General features: G+C 65.0%; 13 protein-coding genes. 9 read left to right on the top strand and 4 right to left on the bottom strand.

All coding sequences use genetic code 11. From position 1 onward, the window contains the following. Window positions 1-380: 380 nt before the first annotated feature. On the top strand, window positions 381-776 hold the full coding sequence (locus AXW84_RS09600; RefSeq protein WP_071892632.1) for an IS1 family transposase: 396 nt from the start codon (window positions 381-383) through the stop codon (window positions 774-776). A 74-nt stretch (window positions 777-850) separates the two neighbouring features. Here AXW84_RS09600 and AXW84_RS09595 read toward each other — a convergent pair whose 3' ends face one another. Both AXW84_RS09595 and AXW84_RS09590 read right to left on the bottom strand, forming a co-directional pair. After that, on the bottom strand, window positions 851-1,276 hold the full coding sequence (locus AXW84_RS09595) for a hypothetical protein (RefSeq protein WP_068231970.1): 426 nt from the start codon (window positions 1,274-1,276) through the stop codon (window positions 851-853). A 323-nt stretch (window positions 1,277-1,599) separates the two neighbouring features. Next, the gene (locus AXW84_RS09590) at window positions 1,600-1,956 is read right to left on the bottom strand and encodes a CoA-binding protein (protein WP_068239176.1); all 357 of its coding nucleotides are present in this window, start codon (window positions 1,954-1,956) and stop codon (window positions 1,600-1,602) included. Window positions 1,957-2,084: 128 nt separating this feature from the next. Here AXW84_RS09590 and rpe point away from each other — a divergent pair, with 128 nt between their 5' ends. The 5 genes from rpe (at window position 2,085) to cobA (ending at window position 8,134) form a co-directional block, all read left to right on the top strand. After that, a complete protein-coding gene (gene rpe / locus AXW84_RS09585; protein ID WP_068239174.1) occupies window positions 2,085-2,792 on the top strand; it encodes a ribulose-phosphate 3-epimerase in 708 nt (235 codons plus the stop codon). Window positions 2,793-2,849: 57 nt separating this feature from the next. Beyond that, on the top strand, window positions 2,850-5,408 hold the full coding sequence (locus AXW84_RS09580; RefSeq protein WP_082773800.1) for a carboxypeptidase regulatory-like domain-containing protein: 2,559 nt from the start codon (window positions 2,850-2,852) through the stop codon (window positions 5,406-5,408). Between the two features lie 298 nt (window positions 5,409-5,706). After that, window positions 5,707-6,240, top strand: a complete 534-nt coding sequence (locus AXW84_RS09575; RefSeq protein WP_068231968.1) for a GNAT family N-acetyltransferase — start codon at window positions 5,707-5,709, stop codon at window positions 6,238-6,240. 381 nt (window positions 6,241-6,621) lie between these two features. Beyond that, the gene (locus tag AXW84_RS09565) at window positions 6,622-7,326 is read left to right on the top strand and encodes a precorrin-2 dehydrogenase/sirohydrochlorin ferrochelatase family protein (protein WP_082774109.1); all 705 of its coding nucleotides are present in this window, start codon (window positions 6,622-6,624) and stop codon (window positions 7,324-7,326) included. Between the two features lie 70 nt (window positions 7,327-7,396). Then, on the top strand, window positions 7,397-8,134 hold the full coding sequence (gene cobA, locus AXW84_RS09560; protein ID WP_068231961.1) for a uroporphyrinogen-III C-methyltransferase: 738 nt from the start codon (window positions 7,397-7,399) through the stop codon (window positions 8,132-8,134). Between the two features lie 100 nt (window positions 8,135-8,234). Here the strand turns inward: cobA and AXW84_RS09555 are convergent, their stop codons facing one another. After that, window positions 8,235-8,837 (bottom strand): DUF4202 domain-containing protein, encoded by a 603-nt coding sequence (locus AXW84_RS09555; RefSeq protein WP_068231958.1) that lies wholly within the window; start codon window positions 8,835-8,837, stop codon window positions 8,235-8,237. A 235-nt stretch (window positions 8,838-9,072) separates the two neighbouring features. On the opposite strand from AXW84_RS09555, the gene AXW84_RS09550 reads away from it, so the two are divergent. Beyond that, a complete protein-coding gene (locus AXW84_RS09550; protein ID WP_068231953.1) occupies window positions 9,073-10,653 on the top strand; it encodes an aryl-sulfate sulfotransferase in 1,581 nt (526 codons plus the stop codon). A gap of 16 nt (window positions 10,654-10,669) precedes the next feature. On the opposite strand, the gene AXW84_RS09545 is transcribed toward AXW84_RS09550, so the two are convergent. Beyond that, window positions 10,670-10,918: a hypothetical protein gene (locus tag AXW84_RS09545; protein WP_068231951.1), complete on the bottom strand. Its 249-nt coding sequence runs from the start codon at window positions 10,916-10,918 to the stop codon at window positions 10,670-10,672. 96 nt (window positions 10,919-11,014) lie between these two features. Here AXW84_RS09545 and AXW84_RS09540 point away from each other — a divergent pair, with 96 nt between their 5' ends. After that, a complete protein-coding gene (locus tag AXW84_RS09540) occupies window positions 11,015-11,812 on the top strand; it encodes an IS5 family transposase (protein ID WP_068230369.1) in 798 nt (265 codons plus the stop codon). Window positions 11,813-11,969: 157 nt separating this feature from the next. Beyond that, window positions 11,970-13,904 (top strand): threonine--tRNA ligase, encoded by a 1,935-nt coding sequence (gene thrS, locus AXW84_RS09535; RefSeq protein WP_068231948.1) that lies wholly within the window; start codon window positions 11,970-11,972, stop codon window positions 13,902-13,904. Window positions 13,905-14,102: the final 198 nt, after the last annotated feature.

Raw genomic sequence — 14,102 nt, 5'->3', positions numbered from 1 at the left:
CTCCCGGTGGTAGTCTATTATAGGATGAAAAGCGTATACTTAGTCGAGGGTTTACACGCAGCATTTTTGCGCCAAATGTGGCAGCGACCAAATTCGGCGCAACGGGCACAGTTAGGGCCACGCCCGCTACCAATGCAAGGTCTGCCGCTAGCAGGCGCGGTTCGAGCCGGCCGCCGCCGCCAAAGCGGGGCAGTATGAGCAAGTGGTCAAGCTATTGGGCGAGCGTAATTCGCAGCGTAGTATCGTGCGGGCCACCGGGGTAGCGCGCATGACGGTGGCCAAATTAGTAAAAAAAAGCCCAGACCAGCAGCCCACCATTGCCGCGGTTACGTCCGAAAAAAGCCCAGAAAAAGCGGTGGGAAGTCCTGGAACTGGATGAGATGTGGCCATTTGTAGGCCGCAAAAAGCGCAAAGTCTGGCTGTGGCTCGCCGTGGAGCGGGCCAGTCGCCGTATCGTCGCCTGGACCCCGGGCTGCCGGGGCGAAACCACCGCCCGCCGGCTCTGGCAGGCGCTGCCTACCCGCTGTCACCGGCATTGCTGGTACTTTACGGACGAGTGGAAAGCCTATGCCCAGGTGTTGCCCCGTTGGCAGCACCGACCCTGCCCCAAAGGCGAAGGCCAGACCAGTAGCGTGGAAGCCATCAACTGCTCCTTACGCCAGCGCGGCGGCGTACTCGTGCGCAAGTCCTGTTCGTTCAGCAAATGCCTAAAAATGCACACCGCCCGAATCAAGATTATCATCGATAATCATAATCGAAATATCATCCTTCAATAGACCATCGCCAAAAAACAGCCCCGGCAATTTTGCTGGGGCTGTTTAGGTAACCTGCGCGGACCCGTCGGGCGGGGCTAGCGGGGCGTGTTGCCCGTCGTCATTGCCGCGCCCGGGGTTGTCGTCGAAGCGCCCGGGATGGTCGCGCCCTTGGTAGTGGGGCTGCCCACTGGGGTGCTGCCCCGCCGCGCGCCGCGGGCGCCCGCGGCCGTGCCCGGGCTGCCGGTGGTGCTGGTGCCGCCCGTCGGCAGCCCCGTGGCGGTGCCGGTGGTCGACAGGCCCGTGGTGGAGGTGCCCACCGTGCCGAGTCCCGTGCCGGAAGTAGTACCCAGCACGCCCCCGGGCGTGGTGGGGGCGCTGGGGGTGGTGCCCACCACGGGGGCAATGGTGGTGCCCGCCGTAGGGGCCGCGGTGGCGCCCGGGGCCGTCATGCCCGGCATAGTTTGGGCCTGGGCGGCGGCGGCGGCGAAGAACAGGGCGGCAAAAACAAGTGACTTTTTCATGATGCGATGGGATGAAGGGGAGAGGAAACGGCCCGGAGGTAGCGGGCTGCGGCGGGTAGTCATACGGCCAGCGGGGGTGGCTTTGTTGTGGTCAGGGATGAAATGCGTCGCGTGCGGGGCGGGGCCCCGTGCCAAAAAAAGCCCGTGGCGGGCGCTGGGTGCGCATACGGCCCGCCGGGTGGACGAACCTTAACTTTTTTCTTTAGCCCCGCAGAAGCCGTTCGGCAGGTGCCCGCCCGGCGCGGGGCCCCGGCGCATAAAAAAAGCCCCGACGGGGCGGCCGGGGCTTCTCTAAAAGGCACAGTTTCCAAACGAATTCTCCCCTAATACTGCCCAATCGAAAGCAGCACCAGCGTGCAGGCCTCCTCGGTTTCGATGCCTTGCTTTTGCGCTAATTCTTCGAGTTCAGGGTTTTCGGTGCCGGGGTTGAAGAGGATGCGGCGGGGCTTGAGGCCCAGGATGTAATCATACCAGCCGGGCTGGTTTTGGGGCCCCACGTACAGCGTCACGGTGTCGATGCCAGTTTCTTGGGGGCGGTCGGTGTGGATGGGCAGGCCGCCGACGGCGCCCTTGCGGATGCCGACGGGCACCACCTCGTGGCCGTGGGTTTGGAGGGCGTGCACGGCGCGGTAGGCGTAGCGGTCGGGGTTATCGGTGGCTCCTAAAACGAGGGTTTTCATGCGAATCAGAATTTCGGGGAATAAAAACAGCGGCTGGGGCCCCGGGGGCTCGCCGCCCACAAAGTACGGGAAACCGTCCCTGGCCGGTTGGTTTGGCGCGGGCCGGGCACGTTACCTTTGCCCGCATGATGCACCCGCGCCGGGCCCCTTTGCTGGCCCCCTCGTTCCTGGCCGCCGATTTGGCCAACCTACAAGCCGAAACCGAACGCCTGGCCACCAGCGCCGCCGACTGGCTGCACTTCGACGTGATGGACGGCCGCTTCGTGCCCAACATCTCCTTCGGCCTGCCCGTGCTGCAAGCCGTGGCCCGCTACGCCCGGCAGCCCCTCGACGTGCATTTGATGATTGAGGACCCGCAAAACTACCTGGCCGCGTTCCGCGACGCGGGGGCCGCCGGCCTCACCGTGCACCACGAGGCCTGCCCGCACCTGCACCGCGTGGTGCAGCAAATCAAGCAGCTGGGCTGCCGCGCCGGGGTGGCCCTGAACCCGGCCACGCCCGTATCGGTGCTCGTGGACATTGCCGCCGACCTCGACGTGGTGCTGGTGATGTCCGTCAACCCCGGCTTCGGCGGGCAGGCATTCATCCCGCACACGCTGGCCAAAATTGCCGCCCTCAAGGAGCTGCTGCTCGACACCGGCTCCGACGCCCTGATTGAGGTGGACGGCGGCGTGAATGCCGACAACGCCGGGGCCCTGGTGCAAGCCGGCGCCGACGTGCTGGTGGCCGGCAACTTCGTTTTTTCGTCGCCCGGGGGCCCCGTGGCCACGCTGGCTGCCCTGCGCGCCCAGCTCGACGCGGCCGACGACGTCCCCGCTGGCCGCGGCCGGCAATAGCCGGGCCCCCGCGCCGTTAGTGCCCCACTGCTTCCTGCCCTGCTTTTCCGCCCGCCCTTGCCGCACCCTTACTTGCTTGTGTTTGTGAACTGCGGCGGCCGGCCGCTGCTGGCCGGGCTGGCGCTGGCCGCCGCGCTGCTGGGCCCCGGGGCCCCGGCCGCCCGCGCCCAAACGGCCCCCGCCGGGGCCCCAGCGCCGGGCACGCGGGTGCTCAGCGGCACGGTGCGCGACGCGGCCGGCCAGCCCCTGGAGCTGGCCACGGTGGGCGTGCTGGGCCAGGCCGGGGGCACGACCACCGCGGCCGACGGCACGTTTGCGCTCCCCATCCGGGCCACCGGAAGGGGCGAGGCCGCCGTGCTGGTAGTGCGCCGCCTGGGCTACCTGCCGCTGCGCCGGGCCCTGGTGCTGCCCGCCGACGCGGCCCGCCCGCTGGCCTTCGTGCTGCGCCCCGACCCGCAGGCGCTGGGCGACGTGACGGTGCGCGCCCGCCGCGACGCGGCCGACCCGCGCGAGGAGGTCAGCCTCACCCAAATCAACCCGCGCGACGTGAAAACGCTGCCCTCGGCGTTCGGCGATTTCAACATGATTTTGAAGACCCTCCCCGGCGTGGTGGGCAACAACGAGCTGAGCAGCACCTACAACGTGCGCGGCGGCAACTACGACGAGAACCTGGTGTACGTCAACGGCTTCGAGGTGTACCGGCCGTTCCTCGTCACGGCGGCGCAGCAGGAGGGGCTCAGCTTCATCAACCCCGACTTGGTGCGCAGCGTCGATTTCAGCGCCGGCGGCTGGCAGCCCAAGTACGGCGACAAGCTCTCGTCGGTGCTCGACGTGACCTACAAGGAGCCCGAGCAGTTTGCCGCCTCCGCCACCGGCAGCCTGGTGGGCGGTGCGGTGCACACCGAGGCGCGCTCCAAAAACGGCCGCGTGAGCTACCTGGCCGGCGTGCGCTACAAAAACGCCCGCTACGTACTCTCGTCTTTGCGCGAGGCGCAGGGCGGCTACAACCCCACGTTTTTCGACGGCCAGGCCTTCGTGAACATCGGGCTGGGGCCCCGGGGCGACGTGCAGCGCACCACCCTGGGCCTGCTGGGCGTGGTGGCCCACAACGACTACCGCTTCACGCCCGAAACCGGGCAGGCCACGTTCTCGACCAACCCCAACCAGGTCACGCGGGTGTTCATCGATTACCAGGGGCGCGAGCGGATGCAGTACGATACCTACCAGGGCGGCCTCAGCCTGAAGCACCGCTTCGCCCCCAACTGGCAGGGCGAGCTGCTGGGCTCGGCGTTGGTCTCGCGCGAGTTCGAGTACCGCGACGTGGAGGCGGCCTACCGGCTGGCCGACGTGAACCGCGACCCCACCTCGCCCGATTTCAACCAGGCCATCCGGCAGCGCGACATCGGGGCCCAGTACCAGCACGCGCGCAACTCGCTCACGGCCAAAGTATTCACCGCCGAGGCCCGCACCCGCTGGACGCCCGGCCTGCACCACACCGTGCGGGCGGGGGCCAAAATCGGCCGTGAGAAAATCAGCGACACCTTGGACGAGTACACCTTCGCCGACTCGGCCGATTACGTGCCCGACGCCCGCCGTACCCGCCTGCGCACCGACCTGACGCTGCAAAGCACCCGCGCTCAGGGCTACGTGCAGGACACCTGGCGGCCCGACAGCCTGCGCACGCTCACCTACGGCCTGCGCGCCCACTACTGGACCACCAACGGCCAGCTCGTGTGGAGCCCGCGCGTGCAGTACGCCCAAACCAGCGCCCGCCACCCGCGCCGCACCTACAAGGTGGGGCTGGGGGCCTACGCCCAGCCGCCCTTTTACCGCGAGCTGCGCAACCAGCAGGGCGTGCTCAACCCCGAGCTGCGGGCCCAGCGCTCGTACCACCTCATCGTGGGGCGCGAGGAAACCTACACCTGGGGCGGCCGCCCGTTCAAGCTCACCACCGAGGCCTACTATAAGTACCTCACCGACGTGGTGCCCTACGACGTGGACAACGTGCGCCTGCGCTACTTCGCCCAGAACAACGCCCGCGCCTACGCCGCTGGCTTCGACGCCCGCCTCAGCGGCGAGTTTGTGCGCGGGGCCGAGTCGTGGTTCAGCCTGGGCGTGCTCACGACCCGCGAAAACGTGGACGGCGACTCGGTGAACCGGGTGACGGGCACCACGGCCGCCGGGGCCCCCATCGTCACCCGCGAGGCCAAGGGCTACATCCGCCGGCCCCAGGATCAGCGCGTGACGCTGGGCATCTTCTTCCAGGACCACCTGCCCGACAACCCCTCGGTGCGCGGCTACGTGAACGCCGTGTTCGGCACCGGGCTGCCTTTCAGCCCGCCCAACCTGCCCGACCTGCGCGGCCTCAGCGTACTGGAGCGCAACTACCTGCGCGTCGATTTGGGCTTCTCGAAGGTCGTTTCCATGCGCAGCGGCCCGGCCCCGAGCCGCTACGCGCTGCAAAGCCTGTGGCTGGGCCTGGAAGTGCTCAACGTGCTGGGCGCCAACAACGTGTCGGGCTATAGCTACTTGCAGGACGTGAACGGCCGCACCTACGCCGTGCCCAACTTCCTCTCGCAGCGCCTGGTGAACCTGCGCGCCATCGCCCGTTTTTAGGGCCCCGGGGCCCCGGGGGCTCCTGGGCCCCGCGGGCTTGGCCCGGTAGCTACCGCCAAACTTGACGCCGGGCCCTAGCGCGCCAAACTGCGCCCCGCCCCGTGTGTTCGGTACCTGCGGCCGAATAACAAACCTGGCTTTGGTTAAAAGTTTGGTACAGAAGTTAAGTGAGCAGCCGTCAAACAGGGCAGCCACCCGATAAAATTGGTTCTTTGGTCGGAGAGTCAAATTTGGGCTTACTGCCTGCTTACTTTTAGCGCCTGCCTACTCCACGGCAAGTAAATGATAGACCAGGGCCATGGTGAAGCTCGCTCCTTTGCAACCGGAACACGTTGCGCATTTTTACACGTGGCTCCGCGACCCCGAAGTCATCGAGTATTCGCTCTCGGCTTTCCAACGCCTGAAGACCACGGAGCAGATTGACCAGTGGTTTGCGGCCACCTTGCAGCAGGCGAACACCCTGAACTTCGGTATCTATTGGGAGGACACCAACGCATTAATTGGCTATGCCGGCCTCTCGGGTATTTCCGCCACGAATCAATCGGGCGAATACTTCATCTTTATCGGCGAAAAAGCCTTGTGGGGTAAAGGCGTGGGTACGGCCGTAACGAAGCAAATCGTCCACCTCGGCTTCACCCGCCACCACCTCAATCGGATCATGCTCACGGTTTTCGAACCGAATACGGGCGGTTTGAAAGCCTACACGAAAGCGGGCTTTGTCGTGGAAGGGCGGCTACGACAGGCGGCTTGTCGGCACGGCGTGTTTCACGACAAACTGGTGATGTCCGTGTTAAAAGCAGAATGGCAGCCGCAAGGCGCAGCAGGTTATTAGCCCAGCCGAGACGTTAGTGGGAGGACGTTCTGCGCATTTAAGTGCGCTATTCGCCGACCGAGGGGGAGCTGTTCTACCTGCGGTTTTTGGACTACAATTTTAACCAAGACGAAATGCTGCATTCAGCGGGTAATCAGGGCTACTTGTTCAGTGAAAGCGCCGTTTTCCTGAACAACTATGTCATTCAGCTGGTACTGGGCTCATCGGCTGGAAAACAAGCCAATTTGGTACAGAAAATTTGTTCAGCAATCAAAGTACTATAAATCAGGACTTTACTCTAAAATCACCTTGTTAATCTGGGGGAATGAGGCTGCTGCTAAGCGCACCGATTAACCTTTGGACCAAACTTTTAACCAAGGCCAACCCCATTGCCAATTGAAAATGCCCGTTCAAAACCCGCTCTTCCCCGTCTTCCTCAAGCTTGAAAACCTGCGCGTGCTGCTGGTGGGCGGCGGCAACGTGGGCCTCGAAAAGCTTGCCGCCATCCTGCGCAGCAGCCCGGCCACGGCCGTTACGGTGGTCAGCCTCACGTTTTTACCGGCGCTGCGGGCCCTGACGGCGCGCTACCCGGCGGTGCGCTTGCACGTGGGGCCCTACGCCGATTCATTTCTGGAAGAAGCCGACATCGTATTTTGCGCCACCGACGACCCGGCTTTGCACCGGCGCATCGTGGCCGCCGCCCACGCCGCCCGGCTGCTGGTGAACGTGGCCGACACGCCGCCGCTCTGCGATTTCTACCTCTCGTCGGTGGTGCAGAAGGGGGCCCTGAAGGTGGCCGTGTCCACCAACGGGCAGTCGCCGACGGTGGCCAAGCGCCTGCGCGCCGTGCTGGAGCAGGCTCTGCCCGACGAGCTGGACGCGGTGCTGCAAAACATGCCCGCCATCCGCAAGCAGCTGGCCGGCGACTTCGCCGCCAAGGTGAAAGCCCTCGACGCCGTGACGGCCGGCCTGGCCGGGGGCCCCGGCTACGTGGCCCCCGCCACCCGGCGCTGGCGGGCGCTGGCCGTGGGCGCGGCGCTGGCCGCCGGGGCCCTGGCCGTGGCCCGCTGGGGCCCCCAGGCACCCGAAGATTCAGTTAAAAGTTGAAAGTTAAAGGTTAAGTCTTTGTTTACGTGGGCTTTTGCCTTTAATTCTCAACTTTTAACTTTAAGCTGGCATGGCGGATATAATTCCCGAGCTGTTCGTGGTGGGCGCGGGCCCCGGCGACCCGGAGTTGCTCACCCTGAAGGCCTACAAGGTGCTGCAAACGGCGGCCGTCGTGCTTTACGACAACCTCGCCAACCAGGACCTGCTGGCCCTTGCGCCCGTGGCCTGCGAGTGCATCTACGTCGGCAAAAAACCCTACGGCGAGTACACGCCCCAGGAAGTCATCCACGAGCTCATCCGCGAAAAAGCGCTGGCGCACGGCCGCGTGGTGCGGCTGAAGGGCGGCGACCCGTTCATCTTCGGGCGGGGGTTTGAGGAGATGCTGTTTGCCCGCAGCCACGGCATCGCGGCGCACTACGTGCCGGGCATTTCGAGCATGCAGGCCGTGGGCTTCGAGGACATCCCCCTCACGCACCGCGTGGTGAGCGAGGGCATCTGGATTCTGACGGGCACCAAAAAGGACGGCCAGCTCGCGGCCGACCTGCGCCTGGCCATGCAAAGCAACTCGACGCTGGTGATTTACATGGGCATGAAAAAGCTGCCCGCCATCGCCGCCACCTACGTGCAGGAGGGCCGGGGCCACACGCCCGCCGCCGTGGTGCAGCACGCCTCGCTGCCGCACCGCAAATTGGCCATCGGCCGCGTGCAGGACCTGCCGGCGCTGGTCGCGGCCCAGGAAATCACCTATCCGGCCATCATTTTCATTGGCGATGTGGTGGGCGTGGGCCGCGAAATACCGGGCCTGTAGCGTGGCTGTAGCGCGGACTTTGTAGTCCGCGGCGCTCGCTTCGTCCTGCCGATAATCGTCTAACGATTACCGTGCAGAGCCGCGGACTACAAAGTCTGCGCTACAGCGCCAAGGCCCGGCTAACCAGGGCCAGCGCCTCGGGCGAGAAGGGTAGTTGCAAGGCCAGGGCGTGGCCGCGGGCCGTCATTTTGGGCCAGGTTTTCTGCACGATTTCGATGACTTTCTCTTCGGGGTGCTGGGCGGCGAAGGGCAGGAAATAGTACTCCAAAAAAACCAGGCAAATCACGTCTTCGAGTAATTGCACGTCGGGGTCGTCCTTGAGGCGCAGCTTTTGCACCAGTTGCTGCACGCGGGCGATGGTTGCCGCGTCGTAGCCGACTTCGGCCAGGAGTTGGCCGGCCAGCTCGGCGTGGTACTTTTTGAGGGAGTTGCGCCACTGGTGGTAGCCGGGGCGGTCCATGGGAAAATCGTGGCGCGGGATGGCCCAGCGGCGGATGTGCTGGCAGCGGGCAGCCAGCTGCACGGCCTCGGGCGCGTCGGGGGCCACGCGGTTTAGGCAGGCGCTCATGCGGCTGGCGTAGAGCACTTCCTTGGGCCAGGCGCGGCCAGTGGCGTCGGCGTCCTGGTTGGGGTCGGCGGCGTTGGCCGCGTCGAAGGCGGCGAGGGCGGCGGCGAAGCGGGCGGGGTCGGAGAGGGGGCTCATGGGAAAAGGGGGCCTGGGGGCGCGGGTGCAAATTAGGGCCCCGGCGGCAGGCCCGTGCCAAACGACTGGTGGCGGCGGCAGCGTATTTTAGCGGGTTGTTACCCGATTTAATTTATTGATTTTCAAAAACTACCGCGGCCGGTGCGGCGAAGTTTTTTCAAGTTCCGGCGCGGGTATTAAACTTCTTGCGCTTTCAAGCGCTCCAAGCGGGCATTTTCCCTTTTAATGCCCCCGCATGACCCCGCGTTTTCTTGCCGCCGTCCTGGCCGCGGCTGCCCTGGTGAGCTGCCAAAAAGATGACCCCGGCGCCGTGGGCCCGGCCGTGGCCACGGCCCTGGGGCCGGGCCCGCACCTGGTGCTGGCGCCGGGGGCCGTGGTGCTCAACCCGACGGGGTTCGCGCCGCTGGCGGCGCAGGTTACGTTCACGTACCCGCTGGCCGCCGTGACCAAGCTGGTGGTGCACGGCCGGCACGGGGCCGATTCGGACGTGGTGCAGCAGTTCGACGACCGGGGCACGGCGCATACCGTGCCGGTGCTGGGCCTGTACGCCGACTACGCCAACCGCGTGGAGCTGCAGCAGCTCGACCCCGCCGGCCGGGTACTGGCCGATACCACGCTGACCATCGCCACGGGGCCCCTGCCGCCGGGCATGCCCACGAGCATCAGCGTAACGGAACGCTCGGGGGCCCCGCTGGGCGGCAACTTCACGCTGGTGAGCAACTTCAGCGCCTCCAACCCGCAGATTCCCCTGATCGTGGACAACTACGGCGACGTGCGCTGGCTGCTGAACTACGCGTCCAACACCGCCAACCCCGAGTTGCAGTCGCTCTCCTACGACTGCGGCATCAAGCGGCTGCGCAACGGCAACTTTTACTTCGGCGACCTGGGCTCCAGCAAGCTTTTCGAGGTGGACGCCTTCGGCGCGGTGGTGAACCGCTGGGACCTGCCGGGCTACGCCTTTCAGCACGAAGTGTACGAGAAGCCGGACGGCAACTTCCTGGTGTCGGTGAGCAAAACCGGCAGCACCCACCCCGGCGGCGGGCCCACGGTGGAGGACTACGTGGTGGAGGTGGACCGCCGCGCCAACCGCGTGGTGCACGAGTGGGACCTGAAGGAGTCGCTGGACGAAAACCGCACCGCCCTCGAAGCCGACCCGGTGGACTGGCTGCACATCAACGCCGTGCTCTACGACCCGTCCGACAACACGATTATCGTGTCGGGGCGCTTCCAGGGCGTGGTCAAGCTCAGCTACGCCAACCGCGTGCAGTGGCTGCTGGCCCCGCACAAGGGTTGGGGCACCAACCGGCGGGGCGAGGACCTGAACCAGTTTCTGCTGGCGCCCCTCGACGCGGCTGGCCGGCCCCAGGCCGACCCCGCCGTGGCGCTGGGCACCGCCGACGCCCCGGACTTCGAGTGGAACTGGTACCAGCACTCGGTGGCGCTCATGCCCAACGGTGACTTGCTGCTCTTCGACAACGGCACCAACCGCAACTTCGTGCGCGGGGCCCCCAGCCACTACAGCCGGGCCGTGGTGTACCGCCTGGCCCCGGGGGCCCGCACGGTGCAGCAAATCTGGGAGTACGGCAAGGAGCGCGGCGACGCCACGTACTCAGCCATCGTTTCGCGGGTGCAGTACCTGCCCGCCACCAACCACCTCATGTTCTGCCCCGGCTACAACGTGTCCAACGCCTTGGGCAATGGCGGCAAAATCATCGAAGTGGACTACGCTAGCCGGCAGGTGCTGCTGGAGATGGAAATGAGCGCCGCCAACAACTGGGCCTTCCACCGGGCCGAGCGCGCCGGCCTCTACCCGTAGCGGGGCCCTGCTTGCGTTACGCGGCTTCGCGGGCCGGGCGCTGCTCCCGGCGGTACTGCCAGTAGAAAAAGAACCCCCAGGCCAGGCTCACCAGGTGGATGAGCTGGTAGCCGGCCGAGCGAACCTGGTCCTCGTAGGCCAGCCCCGTGCCCGATTTGAGCATGATCAGCTCTGCGAGCGAAGGTGTGCAGCCGAGCAGCGTCAGCACTTTGAGCCAGCGCGGAAACGGCTGGTAAAGCACAATCAGCAACAGCGAGGGCAGCAAGAAATAGAAAGCCGAGGCAAAAATGTCGTTACCTACTTCCTGCCGCCGAAAATCTTTGGCTAGAGGCTGTTCTGTACTGAGGGTTAAATTTGGGGTATGGCGACAACGCGGTGTTACCCCAGTGATATTTCGGACGATGAATGGGCATTTGTGTGCCCCTACCTGTGCTTGATGCGTGAAGATGCGCCCCAACGGGAACACCCGTTGCGCGCCCTCTTTAATGGCTTGCGCTATCTGGCCCACACAGGTTGCCCCTGGCGTTACCTGCCCCACGACCTGCCGCCCTGGGCGGCCGTGTACCAGCAATGGGAGCGCTGGCGGGACGCCCGCGTATTCGAACGTATCGTACACGACTTGAATGAGTTGCAGCGAATGTTACTGGGCCGGGCAGCTACACCCACGGCCGTCATTTTTGACGGGCGCACGCTGCAAAGCACGCCTGAGAGTGGACACCGGGCGGGCTATGACGGAGCCAAACGGCGCAAGGGAAGTAAAGCGCACATCGCCGTGGATACGCTGGGCCACCTGCTGAGCGTGGTCGTCACCCCGGCTAATGAGCAGGAGCGGGCGCAGGTGGGCGAGCTATGTCGGCAGGTGCAGGAAGTGACGGGTCAAACGGTCGAGGTCAGCTTCGGCGACCAGGGGTATACGGGGGAGGACCCGGAGTACGAAGCGGCGGTGCATGACATTGACTTGCAAGTAATTATGAAACCAGAAGGGCAGACTGGTTTTGTATTATTGCCCCGCCGGTGGGTGGTCGAACGCAGCTTTGCCTGGTGCAGCCGCTTTCGGCGGCTGGCCCGCGACCACGAGCGCTTGAGTCAGACCTTACAGCAGCTTCATTTTGTCGTTTTTGCCTGTATTATGCTCGCCCGACACGCTTCAAGTACATAACAGGCTCTAGCCGTGCCGGTAGCAAGCAGGGCCGGTTAGGGGCCCCAACGGGGCCCGTTTTGGGCCGGGCGACGTTGCCTTCCGCCTCCCAGGGCCCGCGGCCCATGCGCGAAAGGCGTAACTTGCGCCTGCTTTGCGCTCATCGCGGGCACTAGTTATGCTTCACATCACCCTTCCCGATGGCTCGCCCCGCGAGCTGCCCGACCACGCCACCGGCTACGACCTGGCCGCTTCCATCTCCGAGGGCCTGGCCCGCAACGCTTTGGCCGTCACCGTGAATGGCGAAGTGCGCGACCTGCACCGCGCCCTGCCCGACAACGCCAGCGTGGCCATCCTCACCTGGAACGACGCCGCCGGCAAGGCCACCTATTGGCACTCCTCGGCCCACCTCATGGCCGAGGCCCTGGAGGCCCTATACCCCGGTGTGAAGCTGGCCATTGGCCCGGCCGTTGAAAATGGCTTTTACTACGACGTGGACCTCGGCGAGGGCCGCACCATCAGCAGCACCGATTTCCCCGAAATCGAGAAGAAGATGGTGGAGCTGGCCAAGGCCAAAAGCCAATACGTGCGCCGCGAAGTGCCCAAGGCCGAGGCCATCGCCTACTTCACCGAGAAGCAAGATCCCTACAAACTGGAGCTAATCGACGGGCTCGAAGACGGCCAGATTACGTTCTACACCCAGGGCAATTTCACCGACCTCTGCCGGGGCCCCCACATCCCCGACACCAGCACCATCAAGGCGGCCAAGCTGATGAACGTGGCCGGGGCCTATTGGCGCGGCGACGAAAAAAACAAGCAGCTTACGCGCCTCTACGGCATCACTTTTCCCAAGGCCAAGGAGCTCACCGAGTACCTCGAACGCCTCGAAGAAGCCAAGCGCCGCGACCACCGCAAGCTGGGCAAAGAGCTGAAGCTCTTCGCATTCTCGGAAAGGGTAGGAGCCGGCTTGCCGCTGTGGCTGCCCAAGGGCACGGCCCTGCGCGAGCGCCTCGAGCAGTTCCTGCGCAAGGCCCAGGTGAAGGCCGGCTACCAGCCGGTCGTCACGCCCCACATCGGGGCCAAGGAGTTGTACGTGACCAGCGGCCACTACGAAAAGTATGGCGCCGACTCGTTCCAGCCCATCCGCACGCCCAACCCCGGCGAGGAATTCTTTCTCAAGCCGATGAACTGCCCCCACCACTGCGAAATCTACAAAACCGAGCCCCGCAGCTACCGCGACCTGCCGGTACGCTACGCCGAGTTCGGCACCGTGTACCGCTACGAGCAGTCAGGCGAGTTGCACGGCCTGACGCGCGTGCGCGGCTTCACCCAGGACGACGCCCACATCTTTTGCCGTCCCGACCAAGTGAAGGACGAGTTTAAGAAGGTGATTGACTTGGTGTTGTACGTCTTCAAGGCCCTGGGCTTCGAAGACTATACCGCCCAAATCAGCCTGCGCGACCCCGAGAACAAAACCAAGTACATCGGCTCCGACGAGAACTGGGCCCTGGCCGAAAGCGCCATCCAGGAAGCTGCCGCCGAGAAAGGTCTCATCACCGTCACGGAGCTGGGCGAGGCGGCCTTCTACGGCCCCAAGCTCGACTTCATGGTGCGCGACGCGCTGGGCCGCCGCTGGCAGCTGGGCACCATTCAAGTAGACTACAACCTGCCCGAGCGCTTTGACCTGGAATACGTGGCGCCCGACAACACCAAGCAGCGCCCCGTGATGCTGCACCGGGCCCCCTTCGGCTCGCTGGAGCGCTTCGTGGCCGTGCTCATCGAGCACTGCGCCGGCAATTTCCCGCTCTGGCTCACCCCCGAGCAGTTCATCGTGCTGCCCATTTCCGACAAGTTCATCGACTACGCCCATGAGGTGAAAGCCCAGTTGGAAGCCGCCGACCTGCGCGGCACCGTGGACGCCCGCGACGAGCGCATCGGCCGCAAAATCCGCGACGCCGAATTGGCCAAAACGCCCTACCTGCTGGTGGTAGGGGAGAAGGAGGCCGAAGCCGGCGCCGTTGGCGTGCGCCGCCACGGCGAAGGCGACCTGGGGGCCATGTCAGTGGCCGAGTTCATTGCCAGTGTGCAAAGCCAGGTGGCCGCGGCCATCTAAAGCCACCCGCGCCAGTGTGCTGGTTATCACAAGCTAAGCCGCCGGGAGCCCGCTATTTGGGCCCCCGGCGGCTTTGTTTATGGAAAGATGTCCGCGATGGTTTGCCTTTACGAATAAAAATAACGATATTTGCCCCCTGATTGCCAGGGGTTACCCGGGCCTATCAGCCCTAGAATCTATTCTCAGCCACTTTTTTTC

This window comes from Hymenobacter sp. PAMC 26628 (assembly GCF_001562275.1).
Taxonomy (GTDB): Bacteria; Bacteroidota; Bacteroidia; order Cytophagales; family Hymenobacteraceae; genus Hymenobacter.
This window is presented reverse-complemented; position numbering and strand designations above follow the sequence as displayed.